Below are 17910 nucleotides of genomic sequence, written 5' to 3'. Positions count from 1 at the left end.
ACGCCGGGGACGAGTAATACGGCCAACATAGGTGTTACCTATGTGGCCGGTTTGTGGTGTTACCTATGTGACCGGCTCAACAGGGGGAGGCTTTGGCTTTGGCTTGGCTTGGATTGGATTGGATTGGATTGGTTTGGTTTGGTTTGGTTTGATTTGGTTTGGTTTGGTTTGGTTTGAAGCTTGAAGCTTGAAGCTTGAAGCTTGCCGCTTGCGGCTTCCCCTAGATCGGCGGGATGTTGAGGTCGAAGCGCGGCAGCCGGTCGCCCATGCTGTCGGCGCGCGGTGGTATGTGCAGTTCATACACTACGTCATCGCCCTCAAGACTCTGCAGATGTATATCGAAGCCCCATAACCGGTGCAGATGGCGCAGCATCTTGCTGGTGCTTTCACCCAGGGGTTTGCCGTCATGTCGCTGGTGGTGAAGGGTCAAAGAACGATCACCGCGCCGGTCGACCGACCATACCTGGATGTTGGGTTCACGGTTGCCCAGGTTGTACTGTGCGGCCAGATGCTGGCGCACAGCGCGATAGCCGCTGTCGTCATGAATTGCAGCTACTTCCAGATGATCGTCTATTTCGTCATCGGTGATCGCGAACAGTTTCATATCACGGATCACTTTGGGCGACAGAAACTGCAGAATAAAGCTCTCGTCCTTGAAGGTACGCATGGCGAACTTGAGGGTCTCCAGCCAGTCACTGCCCGCTATGTCAGGAAACCAGCGTCGATCCTCCTCGGTGGGATTTTCGCAAATGCGGCGGATGTCGGTCATCATCGCGAAACCCAGCGCATAGGGGTTAATACCGCTGTACCACTGGCTATCGAATGGAGGCTGATAGATCACACTGGTGTGCGATTGTAGAAACTCCATAATGAAGCCTTCGTTTACCTTGCCCTCGTCATACAGATGGTTGAGCAGGGTGTAATGCCAGAAAGTTGCCCAGCCCTCGTTCATCACCTGGGTCTGACGCTGCGGGTAGAAGTACTGCGCCACCTTGCGCACGATACGCACAATCTCGCGCTGCCATGGCTCCAGCAGTGGTGCATTCTTTTCAATAAAATAGAGTAGATTTTCCTGAGGTTCGCTCGGGTAGCGTGGTTCTTCATGTTGACGCTGCTGGGCTTCGGCGGACACAGGTATGGTGCGCCACAGATCGTTGACCTGGCGCTGCAGGTGCTCTTCGCGTTCCTGCTGGCGTTGACGCTCTTCTTCCGCGGAGATCGGATAGGGCCGCTTGTAGCGATCGACCCCGTAGTTCATCAAGGCATGGCAGGAGTCGAGGATATCTTCTACTGCATCGATGCCATGACGCTCCTCGCATTCATTGATGTAGTGCCGGGCAAAGACCAGGTAGTCGATGATCGCGCTGGCATCAGTCCAGCTGCGGAACAGGTAGTTGCCCTTGAAGAAGGAGTTGTGGCCATAACAGGCGTGGGCGATGACCAGCGCCTGCATGGGCATGCTGTTCTCTTCCATCAGGTAGGCAATGCAGGGGTCTGAGTTGATCACAATCTCGTAGGCCAGGCCCATCTGGCCGCGCTTGTAATTTTTTTCGGTGTGCAGAAAATGCTTGCCATAGGACCAGTGGTGATAGCCCAGAGGCATCCCGACTGAGGCATAGGCGTCCATCATCTGCTCGGCGGTGATGACCTCGATCTGATTCGGGTAGGTATCCAGCCCATACACGTCGCGGGCGATACGGCCGATCTCCCGGTCGTATTCGCGGATCAGGTCGAACGTCCATTCCGAGCCCGTGGAAATGAATTGCCGGGTCATGTGGCCATCCTTTTCTGGAAAAGTTTGCGGAATACCGGATAGATATCGTTGGTGTCCACGATCTGCTGCTGGGCAAAGCCGTCAGGGAAGTGTGCGGCGACCTGCTCGTACTCGTACCAGAGTGCCTGGTGCTCGCGCGGGGTGATTTCAACATAACAGTAATACTGCATGGCCGGCATGATCTTGCGGATCAGTAGCTCGCGGCAGATCGGCGAGTCGTCGTTCCAGTTATCGCCATCGGAGGCCTGGGCGCAATATATGTTCCATTCATTGGGGGAGTAGCGCTGCTCGACGATTTCCTGCATCAGCCGCAGCGCACTGGAAACGATGGTGCCACCGGTTTCCCGGGAGTAGAAAAATTCCTCCTCGTCGACCTCCTTGGCGCTTGTGTGATGGCGGATGAAGACGACCTCGATACGCTCGTAATTGCGCTGCAGGAACATGTACAAAAGAATATAAAAACGTTTGGCCAGGTCTTTGGTGGCCTGGGTCATTGAGCCTGAGACGTCCATCAGACAGAACATCACGGCCTTGGAGCTAGGGCTGGGTTGCTGGGAGATCAGGTTGTAGCGCAGATCGAAAGTGTCCAGAAACGGGATGCGATCGATACGCTGGCGCAGCTGTCCGATTTCCTCTTCGAGCAGGCGTATGTCGGTGAAATTGTCAGGCTGCTCCAGTTTGAGTTGTTCTAGTTCCAGTGTTGCCTCGCGCAGTCGCGATCGGCTGCCGCCACTGAGGGCGATACGCCGGGCATGGGCCGAGCGCATGGAGCGCACTATATTTATCCGCGAAGGGTTGCCCTGGCTGCTGATGCCGGCACGCACGGGCTTGAAGGTATCGGTGCCGACCAGATGTCGCTTGACCAGGTTCGGCAGTGCCAGGTCCTCGAACATGAAGTCGAGAAACTCTTCCTGGGTAATCTGGAAGACAAACTCGTCCATGCCTTCGCCATTATCGCCGGCTTGGCTGCCGCCCCCTCCGCCCCCTCCACCTTCCGGGCGGGGGATGCGATCTCCCATGCTGAACTCACGGTTGCCGGGATGCACTCCGGTATTGCGTCCACCGCGGCCATGGTGAAAGATCGGCTCGTCGATATCGCGGCCGGGGATGCTGATCTGCTCGCCATGCTCAAGATCGGTGATCGACCGTCGCCCGACCGCTTCCTCGACCGCTTTCTTGATATGGGTCTTGTAACGGCGCAGGAACCGCTGACGGTTCACCGTGCTCTTGTTTTTGCCGTTCAGGCGTCGGTCAATCACATAGCTCATGGGCCCTCCAGTTCAAGCTGCAAGCCGCAAGCTGCAAGCTTGAAGCTGGCCTTGCTGAATTCTGACACTGATGTCTGCCTGCGCCTCCGAGGCATCTTTTCGCTTGAAGCTTGCGGCTTGAAGCTTGCCGCTCGCTTTTTACTGGGCTTTGCGCACCCGCAGATACCATTCCGACAGCAGACGTACCTGTTTCTCGGTATAGCCGCGCTCGATCATGCGGCTGACGAAATCGCCGTGTTTCTTCTGGTCTTCCTTGGAGGCCTTGGCGTTGAAGCTGATGACCGGTAGCAGGTCTTCGGTGTTGGAGAACATCTTCTTCTCGATCACCATGCGCAGCTTCTCGTAGGACAGCCACGAGGGGTTGCGTCCGTTGTTCTGGGCTCGGGCGCGGAGCATGAAGTTGACTATCTCGTTACGGAAGTCCTTCGGATTGCTGATACCCGCGGGCTTTTCGATTTTTTCCAGCTCCTCGTTGAGTGCCATACGATTGAGAATCTCGCCGGTATCGGGGTCGCGGTACTCCTGATCCTGGATCCAGAAATCGGCATACATCACGTAACGATCGAAGATGTTCTGTCCGTATTCGCTGTAGGACTCCAGATAGGCGGTCTGGATTTCCTTGCCGATGAAGTCTACGTAGCGTGGCGCCAGGTATTCCTTGATGAAGCGCAGATATCGTTCGCTCACCTCGTTGGTAAACTGCTCCTGTTCGATCTGCTGCTCCAGAACATAGAGCAGGTGCACCGGGTTGGCTGCGACCTCGGTATTGTCGTAGTTGAATACGCGGGACAGAATCTTGAACGCAAAACGTGTCGACAGGCCGTTCATGCCTTCGTCCACACCGGCGTTGTCACGGTATTCCTGGATCGACTTGGCCTTGGGATCGGTATCCTTGAGGTTCTCGCCGTCATACACCCGCATTTTGGAATAGACGTTGGAGTTTTCCGGCTCCTTGAGGCGCGACAGTACGGTGAACTGGGCCAGCATCTTCAACGTGTCCGGCGCACAGTGGGCGTGGGCCAGCGAGCTCGTGGTCAGCAGTTTCTGGTAGATCTGGATTTCGTCACTGACGCGCAGGCAGTAGGGCACCTTGACGATGTAGATCCGGTCGATGAAGGCCTCGTTGTTCTTGTTGTTGCGGAAGGTGTGCCACTCGGACTCGTTGGAGTGGGCGAGGATCACGCCGTTGAACGGGATCGCACCCAGCCCCTCTGTGCTGTTGTAGTTACCCTCCTGGGTGGCGGTCAGCAGCGGATGCAGTACCTTGATCGGAGCCTTGAACATCTCCACGAATTCCATCAGGCCCTGGTTGGCCCGGCAAAGTGCGCCTGAGTAGCTGTAGGCGTCGGGGTCGTTCTGCGGGAACTCCTCAAGCTTGCGGATATCCACCTTGCCCACCAGTGCGGATATATCCTGGTTGTTCTCGTCACCCGGCTCGGTCTTGGCGATCGCAACCTGCTGCAGGATCGAGGGGTACAGTTTGACCACGCGGAACTGGCTGATGTCACCGTTGAACTCGTGCAGCCGCTTGACCGCCCAGGGCGACATGATGCTGTTCACGTAGCGGCGTGGAATGCCGTAGTCCTCCTCCAGAATGGCGCCGTCCTCCTCGGGGCTGAACAGACCAAGCGGCGACTCGAAGACCGGCGAGCCCTTGATGGCATAGAACGGCACCTGCTGCATCAGTGCCTTGAGCTTTTCGGCGAGCGAGGATTTGCCGCCACCAACCGGGCCCAGCAAGTAAAGAATCTGTTTGCGCTCTTCCAGGCCCTGGGCTGCATGACGGAAGAAGGAGACGATATGCTCGATCGCATCCTCCATCCCGTGGAAATCGGCAAAGGCAGGATAGCGTTTGATGATCTTGTTGGAAAAAATCCGCGACAGGCGTGGATCCAGCGAGGTGTCGATCAGCTCCGGCTCGCCGATCGCCTTGAGTAGACGCTCCGACGCCGTGGCATAGGTCAAGGGGTCTGCCTTGCACAGGTCGAGATACTCCTGCAGGCTGAATTCTTCCTGCCGGGTGGTTTCAAAGCGGTTCTGGAAATGGCTGAATATGCTCATGACTCGACCTCGCTAGAGCTGGAATGAGGTCTGTGGCTTCCGGGAGGTAGCCAGCCTGACGGCCGGTAGAGGGCGACGGTATAAAATGAAGCATGAATCCCCCCAGCACCAACGCAACAGGCATGGTCGGGGAGTCTGTCGAATCGGCTAGCTGGCGAGGTAGTTGCCAGAAGTGACCCGGCAGGCTCCCGTTTTGGCGGAAGCCGGCAGACCGGCTTTCAATTAATGATTGCCTTGATCACAGAATAGTTGGTTTGCTCGTAGCTGACATCGATAAATTGGAAAAAATTGTAATACCCGCCAAACATCAGGCCTCGGGATCTGGTCGGGAAATATTATCCGGGAACTGATGGCTCCAGAGTTCATAACCGCCGTCAAGGCTGAACACACGGGCAAAGCCGAGGTCAGCAAAATAGGCCGCCGCCGATTGGCTGGAATTGCCGTGATAGCAACAGACGATGAGCGGTTGTTCTCGGTCTGCAGCTGCCACAAAAGCGGGCAGGGAATTGTTGTCCAGGTGTTTGGCGCCGCCAATATGGCCAGCAGCAAAACTCTGCGGATCACGGATATCAACCACGGCGGCACCCTGGCCGATCAATTGTCTGGCCGGTTGCGGTCCGATGCGCTCAAATTCACTCATTGTTCAATCTCCACAATCGCTCTGGTGGCGCTCGCCGGTGTCCAGGTTCATCAAGGTCATGCAGTTGCCCCATACGCAGCCGCTGTCCAGGGCATGTATGCCCGGGATACCGCTCTTGGCCTCCAATGCAGCCCAGTGCCCGAAAACGACCTGAATATCCGGGTCCTTGCGGGGGTAACTGAACCAGGGAGCAAAGCCATTGGGGGCCGTGTCCTGGCCTTCCTTGGTTTTCAGATCTAGGGTGCCGTCGGCCTTGCAGAAGCGCATGCGCGTCAGGTAATTGGTAATGCTTCGCAGGCGCTCTATGCCGGTCAGGGCGGCCGACCAGCAGTCCGGCTGGTTGCCGTACATGTGCTTCAGGAACTCGCTGGAGTCGGATTTGGAGCGTAACACCGCCTCTACTTCTGCAGCATGGACCATAGCCTGAGCGACCGTCCATATGGGCGGAATCCCGGCGTGAGCCATAAAAAATCCGCGCGTGGCATCGAAGTGAGCCAGCGGGCGCTGGCGCAAATTATCCAGCAACTGAACGCGGTCATCTGCTTTCAGGATGGAGAGCAGGGTGTCTGAATTGCGCAATCGGGTGGCGTCGTGGGCCGTTGCCAGCAGATGCAGGTCGTGATTGCCCAGCACCGCAATGCAAGCGCCGCCCAGACTATCAAGAAACCTCAGAGTGCCAAGAGAATCCGGGCCGCGATTGACCAGGTCGCCGACTGACCACAGGGTGTCGCGTGACGGATTGAAGTCGACTCTTTCCAGCAGGGTCTTCAAGGGTCCGAGGCAACCCTGGAGGTCGCCGACAGCGTAGGTTGTCATGCAATGGGCCTGTATGGTGCGCCAATGGGCTTCAGTTAAGGGCGTTGGGTTTGGCCAGCCTGAATAGCGCAATGGGTGCCTGGAAGCTGTGGCCATCTGTGGCGCGCATGCCGTAGCTGCCCTCCATCGAGCCGACCGGTGTCTCCAGCAGGCAACCACTTGTGTAAGTGTAGGTGGCAGATGGTTCAATCAACGGTTGCTCGCCGATGACGCCGGGTCCTTTGACCTCCTGGACCTTGCCGTTGCCATCGATGATCTTCCAGTGCCGGTCCAGCAATTGTGCCGGTACATTGCCACTGTTGCGGATGTGGATAGTGTAAGCAAAAGCATACCGGCTGGCGTGTGGATCGGACTGTTCGCTAAGATACCGGGTGTCGACGCTAATGCTGATGTCGTAGACAGGTGAGCCGCTCATGCCTGGGCATCCTCTGTGGCTTGCCGCGCCAGACGGTTGGCCAGGCGAACAAAGCCTGCCAGGTCAACCTGCTCGGGTCGCAGGGTGGGGTCCAGATCTTCGGCAATGATGTCTGCTTCGCTCAGCAGGGGCTTGAGCGTGTTGCGCAGCGTCTTGCGGCGCTGATTGAAAGCCTCTCTCACTACCAGTTCCAGCATGGCCGGATCCTCGGCAGGGTGTGGTAACTGTGCATGAGGGGTGAGGCGCACGATTGCCGAATCGACCTTGGGTGCTGGCTTGAAAGCACCGGGACCGACGTCGAAAAGATGCTCAACCTGGCAGTGGTACTGCACCATGATCCCCAAGCGTCCGTAATGATTCATGCCCGCACCAGCGGCAAGGCGTTGAACCACCTCTTTTTGCAGCATGAAGTGCATGTCGCCTATGCAGTCGGACTGCTTGAGAAGGTGAAACATCAGCGGGGTAGATATGTTGTAGGGCAGGTTGCCGACCACGCGGAGCTTTTCCCCGGCTGGCGCCAACTGGCTGAAATCGAACTTGAGGGCATCGCCCTTGTGCAGCTCAAAGCGTGTGTTGGCGCCAAAGCGGGCAAGCAGTAAAGGGTGCAGGTCGTGATCGAGCTCTACCACATCAAGCCGGGCGCCACTTTCAAGCAACCCTTCGGTAATCGCGCCCTGACCAGGGCCGATTTCCACAAGGTGTTGCCCCTCCCGGGGCGCCACGGCGCGCAGGATATTATTGATGACGCCTGGATCGTGTAGAAAGTTCTGACCGAAGCGTTTGCGAGCCCGGTGTGGTGCAAAATCGCTCATGCGGCCTCCCTTGCTTCGATCATCGTGATCGCCGTGTCCAGGGCAACCCGAAGGCTGCCTGGATTGGCTTTGCCGCTGCCGGCGAGATCGAGTGCGGTGCCGTGGTCGACCGAGGTGCGGATGATCGGCATGCCCAGAGTGATGTTCACCGCGTTGCCAAAGCCCATATGCTTGAGCACAGGCAGGCCCTGGTCGTGGTACATGGCGAGTACCGCATCGGCACGCTCCAGGTGCTTGGGCGTAAATAAAGTGTCTGCTGGCAAGGGGCCTTCCAGATGCATGCCCTGGGCGCGTAAACGCTCCAGAACGGGAATGAGGGTATCAATTTCTTCGCGGCCCATATGGCCGCCTTCGCCCGCGTGGGGGTTCAGACCACAAACCAGTATGCGCGGTTCCGCGATACCGAATTTGTTTTTCAGGTCGGCGTGGAGGATGTGCAGAACACGCTCGAGCAAAGACTGATCAATGGCGTCAGCCACCTCCCGCAACGGCAGGTGAGTTGTAGCCAATGCGACTCGAAGGCCGGGGCAGGCGAGCATCATCACCACCTGTGTGCTACCTGTCTGAGCGGCAAAAAACTCGGTATGGCCAGAAAACACCACGCCGGCGTCATTGATTACACCCTTATGCACCGGCGCGGTGACTACTGCGGCAAACTGACCGTCCAGACAGCCGCGGCCTGCGAGCTCCAGCGTGCTCAGTACATAGGTAGCATTGGCCGGGTTGAGGACGCCGGGCTGACAGGTCTCGGGCATTTTTACCGGCAGCACACTCAGTTGACCTGCAGCCTGTGGCTGGGGCAGGGCATCTGGATCAAAGGGCTTGAACTGGACGTTCAGGCCCAGCATGCGCGCGCGCTCAGCCAGCAGGCCAGGGTCGGCAATCACCACGCGCTCATGGGGGCAAGCCTGCATGGCTAGCATCAGACACAGATCGGGGCCGATGCCCGCGGGTTCGCCAGGCGTCAATGCTATGGCTTTGCAGGTCACTAGATGAGGATCTCGACATAGGCTTCGTCGCGAATTTCCATCAACCAGGTCTGCAACTCCGAGTCATACTTTCGTTCCTGCAACAGATTGGCTGCCTGCTGCTTGCGCATATCGTCAGTCATATCGACGCTGCGCTTACCCTCGACCTGCAGGATATGCCAGCCAAACTGGGATTCGAAGGGGCGAGAAACCTGACCCTCTTCGATAGAGGTCATGACTTCGCGGAATTCGGTCACCATTGTTTCGGGCATTACCCAGTCCAGCGAGCCGCCGTTAAGGGCTGAGCCTGGATCCTCGGAGAAGCCGCGAGCCAGTTTGGCAAAGGATTCGCCCGCCTGGATGCGCTCGTACAGGCGCTGCGACAATTTTGCGGTTTCTTCGGGGCTGCGGATTTCGCTTGGTTTGACCAATATGTGGCGAACGCTATATTCCTCGACCAGTTGCTCGCTTGCGCCGCGCTTGTCCTGGACCTGCAGAATGTGGAAGCCCACTGGTGAGCGCAGTGGCTCGGTCACTTCGCCGGGGTCCAGCGGGGCTATCGCACTGGCGAATGGGCCGGGTATTTCACTCGTCTTGCGCCAGCCAAGCTCACCACCTTCTAAAGCGGTATCGTCAGTGGAGCGGCTGACTGCCAGGGAGCTGAAATCAGCACCTTCGCGCAGCTCCTGATATATCTCTGCAGCCGTTTCGCCAATGCTCTGCACTTCGTCCTGGCTGGCACCCTCGGGTACCGGCAGTACGATCATCGCTAGACGATACTCGGGGGCAGTCTGCATCCGGCCGGCTTCGGAGTTGAGAAAATTGCGTATCTCCTGCTCGCTCACCTGAATGCGCTCGGCCACCCGACGTTGACGTACGCGGTTGATGATCATTTCACGGCGGATCTGCTCGCGGGCCTGTTCGTAGCTGATGCCGTCACGCTCGAGGGCAGCACGAAACTCCTCGATGGTAACGCCATTTCGCGCGGCCAATTGCTGCATGGTCTGGTTGAGGCTGGCATCGTCAATACGAATGCCGGCCCGCTCACCCATTTGCAGTTGAATGCTTTCGAGCACTAGCCGGTCGATAACCTGCTCGCGAAGGACGTCCTCTGGAGGCATCTGGACGCCACCCTGCTGCAGCTGGTCGCGAACGGCGGCCATGCGTTCAGTCACCTGGCTGGCCATCACCACGTCGTTATCGACAATGGCGGCTACGCGGTCGAGTGGAACAACCTGAGCCTGCACTGCACTGCTCAGTAAAAAGCTGGCGCACAGGCCGAGGAATGCTGTTTGTAACTTAGAAACCATTGTTTTCACGCTCTCTGTAACCAGGTATGCCTTCATCGAGAAGACTTTCAACACGGTTGCCTGTGACGCTGCCGAGGCCCTTGAGCACAATCTGCAGGAATATGCCGGTATTGCCTGTGTCATTGGCAACGGACTCGCGTTCGTTGTAGTCGAGCCAGTAGCGATTGATGAATCGCAGCTTCCAACAGCAGCTGTCGTATTCAAGACCACCAAAAGCTTCCAGGGTTCTGTCGCCGGCAAAATCATGCTGCCAACGTCCGATCACGCTCCATTGTGGGTTCAGCGGCCACATGAACGACAGGTCGGATTGATCGATCCGTTGATCCAGGTCGCTCAGGAAGTTACCGGTAAGAGAGTCAAAAGTATTGATTCGATTGCGGTAACGGTAGCCTGCGTTGAATACCTTTCCGTTGCCGGGCTGATAGTTCGCGATCAGACTGCCTGCGCCGTTCCTGCTGTTGTCCGGGTCCCATAAAACGTTGCCGCGCACGCGCCATGCCTGGTTGATCCGGTACATGGCTTCGGCGGCATAAGCTGATGACGACTCTGTTTCGTCCTCTGCCGAGGTGCCCTGATTGTCGAGTAGTTGAACACGACGGTCCTCGAAATAAAAGACCTGGCCCAGGCTGGCACGGGCACGTTCCAGACCATTTGTTTCCAGGGCTCGGCTGGTCACGCCGAGGGCCAGCTGGTTGGCATCACCGGTACGGTCATTGCCGCTGAAGCGGTCATCGCGGAACAGCGAATTATAGCTGAAGGTATTCGCGTTGGTATCAAACAGCGGCTGATCGCTCTGGTCCTTGTAGGGGGCATAAAGGTAGAACGCCCGGGGTTCCAGGGTTTGACGCAGGCTATTGCCGAACCAGCTGGTGTCGCGGTCGAAGTACAGGCCCGCGTCCAGACTGGCTACCGGAATGGTGCTGGAAGGGTTGGTATCAGCGCCGTCGTAATCGAACGGGTCAGCGGCTCGATCATCAAATTCCAGGTCGTAATACACTGACTGCACACGCGCGCCAGGGGTTACAAAAGCCCAGCTGTTGCGCCACGGGTAGCTGATGGCCGGGCTGACGCTGACACGATGCCCCGTCGCACGTTGCAGGCCAACCAGGTTTTCATCCGGCTCGGCAAAGGTAATGCCGTCCTCACCGGTAATGGTGCCGTTCTCCAGATCCCGGTCGAAGTAGCTGTACTCTGCGCGGTAATCGAGCTTGAAGCCGGAGCCGGCAAGATAGTTACTGCCATTCAGGCGCAACTGCGGGAGCCGCTGGTAAGGCGTGAGTGAGGCAATGGTGGCCAGCTCGTAGGCGTGCAGGGTGCCACGCAGGCTCCAGCTGTCGCCGCGGTAGGTGACAGCCGCTCTCTGATTGACGAAGGTGCCACTGCGGGTGTCCAGGGAGCTGTTCAGATCCTGGAAGTAAAACGGATCGCTGATGTTGGTGTAGTCGACCTCGGTCACGATTCTGCTGGCCAAACCGCCCTCATGGTTGACGCCGTAGAGCCAGCGGTTCTCGTCGTACTCGCGGTCATCCAGAAAGCTGGCGCTGAGCACCGTTAGCTCGTCCGGACGCATGTAGCGGAAGTCGCCTTCCATTTGCAGTCCGCGACGGGACATCAGCCGCGGGTAGAGGGTCGCGTCATAGTTGGGCGCTAGGTTGAAATAATAGGGCGTGACCAGTTCGGTGCCGTTGTCCGTGGAGTTGCTCATGCTGGGCGCCAGCAAACCGGTCTGGCGGCGGTCATCCAGTGGGAAATACAGATATGGCGTATAGAATACCGGCACATCCTTGACCCGCAGGGTCACGTGCCTTGCTTCACCCCAGCCTTTTTCCCGATCCAGCTCGATGTCATCGCTGTGCAAAGCCCAGGTATTTTCCCCCGGCTCACAGGTGGTATAGGTGCCTTCGGTCAGCACGATCACGGCATCATCGCGGCGCATCAGCTTGGCTGCAGTGCCCCGGGCACGCGCGTCGTGGACTACATAGTTTACCTGGTCGATGCGTGCTTCACCGCTATCAATCTGCATGCTTGCCTTGTCACCGGTGACCAGAACGCCCTGATCGCGCAAGCGCACGTTGCCGTCTAGCAGGATCTGGTTGTTCGGCTGGTCAAAGCTGGCGAGATTGGACTGCGCCTGCAGGCGACCCTGGCTCAGCAGAACGTCGCCCTCCAGCGTGCCGGTCTGGGTGCCCTGTTCAAAGCGACTGGAGTCAGCGCTGGCGTAGATCGGCAACTGGTCGAACGGAGTGGCATCATCACGCCCTTCCCGGGGCGGCTCCACGTAGGCTCCACCGCAGTAGGAGGCAATCTGGGCACGCTGCTCGTCGTTGAGCTGGTCGCGGGGGACCCAGTCCATCTCGGCGGCGGGCAGGGACGCCGAGCGTGCCGGCCTTGCAGGGGCCGTTTGCACGACTGCTTCACGGCGGTCCTGTGTGGGCTCGGGTGCGGGGTCTGCTACGGTGGGCCTGACTGGTCGCGGCGGCAGGTTGGCTGGCGCGGCTGTGGGCTCGCAGCTCCAGCCGGTGCCATCGGCACTGGGGCGACAATCGACCTGTGTATTGGCCAGACTGGTCAGGGGCTGAGTTATCAGCAGACCGCTGACCAGCAGCAGGGGGAAAGCGGGACGAAACGGAGGAGTTCGGTTGGCCATATTGTAGTTATCCGGGCTTCCAGTCGGTTGTTGCGCGCGACGGCTTGTGCGTGGTGAATGCAATATGCATGCTGCGTGTATCCAGCAAGATAAGGGATAATAAAGCATTGTGTGACGCCAGAGCCAGCGTCGGTCGGTACAGGATGGAATGATGGATTCAAGATGGGTGTTACTCAAGGCCTGGTTGCCTTCGGTATTGGGCCAGGCGTATCAGGCGCAGGGGTGGGGCGAGGTGGGTGAAGGTCGGCTCGAGCCAGCCAGCGCGGATGCCAGTTTTCGTCGGTATTTCCGCTGGACGGACGGCGCCCACAGCCTGATCGTCATGGATGCGCCGCCGGACCAGGAAGATTCTCGACCCTTTGTACGGATCGCTGGCTTGCTGGACGACGCAGGCGTGCGCACACCGCAAATCTTCGCCAGCGATCTCGATCAGGGTCTGTTACTGCTTGAAGACATGGGGGCCAGCACCTACCTGCAGACGATTCAGGCAGGTGTGGAGGAAGAAGAGCTGGAGCGCATGTTCGATACCGCCGTGAACACCTTGGTTCGCTGGCAGCTCAGCAGCCGGCCCGGGGTGTTACCCGAATATGATGAGGCGGTACTTCGGCGGGAGCTGCAGCTGTTCCCCGACTGGTTTGTGACTCGGGTAAAAGGCCGCGATCTGACTGCCGGTGAGTTTGAGGATTGGGTGTCGTTGTGCCGATTGCTGCTCGACAGCATCCTGGCGGAAAACCGTGTTTTCGTGCATCGGGACTACATGCCCCGCAACCTGATGAGTGGTTCGGGTGATCCCGGGGTGCTGGATTTCCAGGACGCCTTGTACGGCCCGGTCAGTTATGACGTCACTTCGCTGTTTGCCGATGCGTTCTTCAATCTGCCGCCTGTGCGCCGTGAGGCCTGGCTGGAGCGATACTGGCAGCGGGCATGGGACGCTGGTGTTGGCGTACCGGACAACTTTTCAACCTTCCTCGATCAGTCTCGATTGATGGGCGTGCAGCGACACCTCAAGGTGCTGGGTATCTTTGCCCGCATTTGTCACCGTGATGGCAAGCCCCACTACCTGACCGACGCGCCGCGTTTCATCAACTACCTGCATGAGGCCTGTTCCCGGGATGCGCGCCTGGCCCCGCTGCAGCGCCTGCTGGGCAGTCTGGAGATGCCTGCATGAAAGCAATGATTCTTGCAGCAGGTAAAGGCGAGCGCATGCGCCCCTTGACCCTGCACACCCCCAAGCCGCTGCTCCCGGTTGCGGGCAAGCCACTGATTTTCTGGCACCTGGAGGCTCTATCGCGGGCAGGGTTCAAAGATCTGGTAATCAATCATGCCTGGCTGGGAGAGCAGCTGGTAGCGGCGCTGGGCGACGGCGCCGCGCTGGATCTAAGAATATGCTGGTCTGCCGAAGACGAACCCCTGGAAACCGGTGGAGGCATACAGCGCGCGCTTCCCTTGCTTGGCGATGAGCCCTTCGTGCTGGTAAACGGTGATATCTGGACCACCTTCAGCTTTGACCAACTGAGTCTGCCAGTCGGCAAACTGGCGCACCTGGTGTTGGTGGATAATCCTGCCCATAAGGCCGTAGGCGACTTCAGTCTGCATGACGGCCAGGTGGCTAACCCGGCAAGCTCGGGGGAGTATCCACCGGTTTTGACCTACTCGGGCATAGCGGTTCTCAGCCCCCGGCTGTTTGCCGAGCAGAAAGCTGGCGCTTATGCACTTGCGCCTTTGCTGCGTGAGGCGGCAGAGCAGGGGCTGGTCAGCGGCGAATATTTCGCCGGTGACTGGCTGGACGTAGGAACCCCGGAGCGTCTGAGCGAGGCTGACCGCCTGGCTGGAGGGATCTGAGCCCTATGCTTTGGCCAATGACTGTCGCCGGTGCCCTGCTCGGTGCGTGGGTGGGCGATGTGCCCGGTGCGATTCTCGGCGCAGTACTTGGCCACGCGCTGGATCGACATTGGCGACTCAAGCGCTGGTCTGAACTACCGGTGCGTGTTCGTCAGACCTTTGCTGCAGAACGGGTCAGCTTTGAGCAGATTCTTTTCCTGTGCCTGGGGCGCATCGCCAAGTGCGAAGGTCGAGTGATCCCCGAGCACCTGCAGCTGGCGCGGGACCTAATGCAGCAGTATCGCCTGGATGAAGAGGGGCGTATTCGTGCGATGCGCTGGTTCAATGAGGGCAAGGAGGCTGGTGACAGGCTGGATGGGATGGTGCGCAAGCTTTTGCGCAGCGAGCCGGAACGCAGTGCTGAATTGCTCGACTGTTGCTGGCGAATGGCGTTGGCCGATGGCAGTCTGGGTGGCCGCGAACGGCAACTGCTTGACCAGTGGGCCAGCAAGGCTGGTGTCGGCAACGCTGAACAGCAGCGAATGCATCAGCGTCACCAACGCCAACGCACCGATCGCACGCAACGCACAGATCGAACTGATCGACGCAAGCGGCAGGCGCCGGTCACCAGTCGAGACAGTCTCAAGGATGCGGCACTGCTACTGGAGGTTGACCTTGATGCCAGTCCGGAGGAAATCAAGCGCGCCTACCGTCGCCAGATGAGCCGGCATCATCCGGACAAGTCGATGGCGCGGGGCGACGGTGAAAAAGAACAGAATAGTGCCGGCGAGCGAATTCACCGGATCCAGGATGCCTACGAGCGCCTCAAGCGTTACCGTGGTTTTCGCTAGGGCTGCTGCGGGGGTATATTCTTTTCCAGCCAGCCCTGAATCCGTTTGGCAAGCATGCGCTGGCCCAGTTCCGATTGATCCTGTTTGATCAGCAGCAGTTGGTCATAGCGTTGGTTGGCCAGGCGTTGGGCGTTCAACTTCCGATCTTGTGCCTGCTCGCGGCTGACCTGATCCGTGCCATCGAATATCTCGTAAGCCGGCTTTTGCCACAGGGCCAGCAGGCCATCCAGTTGGGCGTGTCGCTCAGGGCTGTAGGTTGGTGGCCGGGACTGCATCAGAATCAGCGCGGCAGCTTCTGTCCGGGGGGAGGCGTCCGCTGCCGTGGCCTGCAATACCCAGAATGCGGCTTCGCCGCGACCCAATAGCACCAGGGTTTCAGTGCCCTCTGCCTGCAGAGCCTGGGCGGCCACATTGATTCGCCCAGTGGTGCGTTCCGCTGTTTCAGCCAGCATTCCATTGTTGGCCGCTTCATCCAGAGCTGGGTCAAGCCGTGGTGTTTCCGGCAACGTAATCGCCAGGGTGTGCCAGCCCTGACTGCTTAGATAGCGGCGCGCCGGGCCGATCAGCTCTGGCCAGTCGGCATGTTCGTTTTGATCAGCTATCAGCATGATGCCCCCGCGGGGCTGCGGCTGTGCTGCAGGCAGAAATAAACCCAGAAAGGCATCCTCACCTGACTCCAGCTGGCGAAGCTGTGCAGTCGGCAGCTTTCTGTGCAGGGCTTGTTCCTGGTTCTGGGCCCGGGAGATATCCGCTTCAGGCTGTTCATCCGGTTGCGCTGTCGCTGGTTCGGCAGGGGTTTCCGTAAGTTGCTCTGTCTGATTTGTCGGCGACTCGGCGTCCTGGGATAGCACCGCTGGCGCCTGCAGAGTAAAGGCAAGGCACATGCATGCTAGTAGAATCGGATGGCGCATCGGAAGGTACCCGTGTGGGATAAAGTGCCAGTATAACAGCGCATAAGCGGCCTGCTGGGGTAGACTAGGCCATCCGTTTTAACCCCGAGGTCCGTTATGTCTGACTATGCGATTGCCCCCTCCATACTCTCCGCCGATTTCGCCCGCCTGGGCGAAGAGGTCGACAAGGTGCTGGCCGCTGGTGCCGACATCGTACATTTCGATGTGATGGATAATCACTATGTGCCGAATCTGACAATCGGTCCGATGGTCTGCAGTGCGCTGCGCAAATACGGCATCACTGCGCCGATCGATGTGCATTTGATGGTCAAACCGGTAGATCGCATTATCGGTGATTTCCTCGAGGCGGGAGCCTCGTATATCACCTTCCACCCCGAGGCCAGCGAACATATTGATCGCTCTTTGCAGTTGATTCGGGAAGGTGGCGCCAAGGCGGGTCTGGTATTCAACCCGGCAACCTCCCTGGACAGCTTGAAGTACGTAATGGACAAGGTCGACATGGTGTTGCTGATGAGCGTAAACCCCGGTTTCGGTGGGCAGAAGTTCATCCCCGGCACCCTGGACAAGTTGCGCGAAGCCCGTGCGCTGATCGACGCCAGTGGACGGAGTATTCGGCTGGAAGTGGACGGGGGCGTCAATGTGCAGAACATTCGCCAGGTTGCAGAGGCTGGCGCGGATACCTTTGTAGCCGGCTCTGCCATATTCAACCAGCCTGATTACAGGGCCGTAATAGATCAGATGCGCGCCGAGCTGGCCCTGGTGAGGCGCTGAGTGAGCCAGCTTCGGCATATGTTTGAGGGTCGGCTGCCGACCCTGGTGATCTTTGATCTGGACGGAACGCTGCTTGACTCCGTGCCTGACCTTGCTGCTGCAGTCGACACCATGCTCGCTCTGCGTGGGCGCCCACCCGCGGGGGTAGAAAGAGTCAAGGACTGGGTGGGCAATGGCTCGGAAGTACTGGTGCGCCGGGCCCTGGCAGGCAGCCTTGAGTATGCGGGAGTAGAAGATGCAGAGGCTGCGCCGGCACACCAGGATTTCCTTCAGGCCTATGCCGGAGAGCATCATCTCACCCGGGTTTATTCCGGCGTACAACCCCTGCTCGAGTGGTTGCAGCAGGAGGGTGTGACGATGGCGATTGCGACCAATAAGCCCGAACGCTTTGTTGCTCCGCTTTTGCAGGAAAAAAACCTGGGCAGGTATTTTCGCTGGCTGGTAGGTGGCGATACGCTCGCTGCGCAAAAGCCTGATCCGGCTGCGCTGCACTGGATCATGGAGCTGGCTGGTGTGACGGCGAACGAAACACTCTTCATTGGTGACTCACGCAACGACGTGATCGCCGCCAGAGCGGCTGGCGTGAAGGTCGTTGCGGTCAGTTATGGCTACAACCATGGCGAGCCCATAGCCGCGCAAAACCCGGATTTGCTGGTTGATTCACTGGACGCGCTCATATAGTCTTTCAGCCTGACTTTAGACCCTTTCGAGACGGATCAGCCGTGTTTGTCAGCAACCGCAAACTGATGAGAGTGATCAAGGCGCTCGCCCGCTGGCGTTGGCGCACCTGATTCTGCCTGCCTGCGCTCGGCGCGGGCCTTCTCCGTTTGTGTGACAATTACCCG

Annotated in this window: 15 protein-coding genes and 1 pseudogene; 5 read left to right on the top strand and 11 right to left on the bottom strand. The window is 58.6% G+C overall.

Annotated features, from left to right (window positions below; genetic code table 11):
• Positions 1-220: 220 nt before the first annotated feature.
• The 10 genes from IEV54_RS13705 to IEV54_RS13660 all read right to left on the bottom strand — a co-directional run bounded on the left by IEV54_RS13705 (position 221) and on the right by IEV54_RS13660 (position 12711).
• Positions 221-1774 (bottom strand): SpoVR family protein, encoded by a 1554-nt coding sequence (locus IEV54_RS13705; RefSeq protein WP_150277899.1) that lies wholly within the window; start codon positions 1772-1774, stop codon positions 221-223.
• Positions 1771-3042: a YeaH/YhbH family protein gene (locus IEV54_RS13700; RefSeq protein ID WP_150277900.1), complete on the bottom strand. Its 1272-nt coding sequence runs from the start codon at positions 3040-3042 to the stop codon at positions 1771-1773. The genes IEV54_RS13705 and IEV54_RS13700 overlap by 4 nt, the downstream gene beginning before the upstream one ends.
• A gap of 138 nt (positions 3043-3180) precedes the next feature.
• Positions 3181-5103, bottom strand: a complete 1923-nt coding sequence (locus IEV54_RS13695) for a PrkA family serine protein kinase (RefSeq protein ID WP_150277901.1) — start codon at positions 5101-5103, stop codon at positions 3181-3183.
• Positions 5104-5410: 307 nt separating this feature from the next.
• Positions 5411-5743, bottom strand: a complete 333-nt coding sequence (glpE, locus tag IEV54_RS13690; RefSeq protein ID WP_150277902.1) for a thiosulfate sulfurtransferase GlpE — start codon at positions 5741-5743, stop codon at positions 5411-5413.
• A gap of 3 nt (positions 5744-5746) precedes the next feature.
• Entirely contained in the window at positions 5747-6559 is an 813-nt protein-coding gene (locus tag IEV54_RS13685) for a symmetrical bis(5'-nucleosyl)-tetraphosphatase (RefSeq protein WP_150277903.1), read from the bottom strand.
• A gap of 31 nt (positions 6560-6590) precedes the next feature.
• Entirely contained in the window at positions 6591-6974 is a 384-nt protein-coding gene (gene apaG, locus IEV54_RS13680; RefSeq protein ID WP_150277904.1) for a Co2+/Mg2+ efflux facilitator ApaG/CorD, read from the bottom strand.
• Positions 6971-7786, bottom strand: coding sequence for a 16S rRNA (adenine(1518)-N(6)/adenine(1519)-N(6))-dimethyltransferase RsmA (gene rsmA / locus IEV54_RS13675; protein WP_150277905.1), 816 nt, complete (start codon positions 7784-7786; stop codon positions 6971-6973). The genes apaG and rsmA overlap by 4 nt, the downstream gene beginning before the upstream one ends.
• Positions 7783-8775, bottom strand: a complete 993-nt coding sequence (pdxA, locus tag IEV54_RS13670) for a 4-hydroxythreonine-4-phosphate dehydrogenase PdxA (protein WP_150277906.1) — start codon at positions 8773-8775, stop codon at positions 7783-7785. Before pdxA ends, rsmA begins: the two co-directional genes overlap by 4 nt.
• Complete coding sequence (locus IEV54_RS13665; protein ID WP_223825463.1) at positions 8775-10064, bottom strand: peptidylprolyl isomerase; 1290 nt, start codon at positions 10062-10064, stop codon at positions 8775-8777. Before IEV54_RS13665 ends, pdxA begins: the two co-directional genes overlap by 1 nt.
• A complete protein-coding gene (locus IEV54_RS13660; RefSeq protein ID WP_150277908.1) occupies positions 10054-12711 on the bottom strand; it encodes an LPS-assembly protein LptD in 2658 nt (885 codons plus the stop codon). The genes IEV54_RS13665 and IEV54_RS13660 overlap by 11 nt, the downstream gene beginning before the upstream one ends.
• A 151-nt stretch (positions 12712-12862) precedes the next feature.
• Between IEV54_RS13660 and IEV54_RS13655 the strand changes: the two genes are divergently transcribed.
• From IEV54_RS13655 to djlA, 3 genes are read left to right on the top strand one after another with little or no spacing between them, the layout of a single operon-like run.
• A complete protein-coding gene (locus IEV54_RS13655; protein ID WP_223825464.1) occupies positions 12863-13879 on the top strand; it encodes an aminoglycoside phosphotransferase family protein in 1017 nt (338 codons plus the stop codon).
• A complete protein-coding gene (gene murU, locus IEV54_RS13650) occupies positions 13876-14553 on the top strand; it encodes an N-acetylmuramate alpha-1-phosphate uridylyltransferase MurU (protein ID WP_150277910.1) in 678 nt (225 codons plus the stop codon). The genes IEV54_RS13655 and murU overlap by 4 nt, the downstream gene beginning before the upstream one ends.
• Before the next feature lie 5 nt (positions 14554-14558).
• Entirely contained in the window at positions 14559-15383 is an 825-nt protein-coding gene (djlA, locus tag IEV54_RS13645) for a co-chaperone DjlA (protein ID WP_150277911.1), read from the top strand.
• Here djlA and IEV54_RS13640 read toward each other — a convergent pair.
• Positions 15380-16294: a DUF3530 family protein gene (locus IEV54_RS13640; protein WP_150277912.1), complete on the bottom strand. Its 915-nt coding sequence runs from the start codon at positions 16292-16294 to the stop codon at positions 15380-15382. The two genes, djlA and IEV54_RS13640, sit on opposite strands and share 4 nt — an antisense overlap.
• 96 nt (positions 16295-16390) lie before the next feature.
• Between IEV54_RS13640 and rpe the strand changes: the two genes are divergently transcribed.
• On the top strand, positions 16391-17065 hold the full coding sequence (gene rpe / locus IEV54_RS13635; protein WP_150277913.1) for a ribulose-phosphate 3-epimerase: 675 nt from the start codon (positions 16391-16393) through the stop codon (positions 17063-17065).
• A pseudogene (locus tag IEV54_RS13630) lies at positions 17066-17856 on the top strand (phosphoglycolate phosphatase).
• The last annotated feature ends 54 nt before the right edge of the window (positions 17857-17910 follow it).

The sequence above is a fragment of the Halopseudomonas salina genome (genome assembly GCF_014637955.1).
Lineage (GTDB): Bacteria > Pseudomonadota > Gammaproteobacteria > Pseudomonadales > Pseudomonadaceae > Halopseudomonas > Halopseudomonas salina.
Note: the sequence above shows the minus strand (reverse complement) of the source record. Positions and strands in the feature narration are given on the sequence as shown.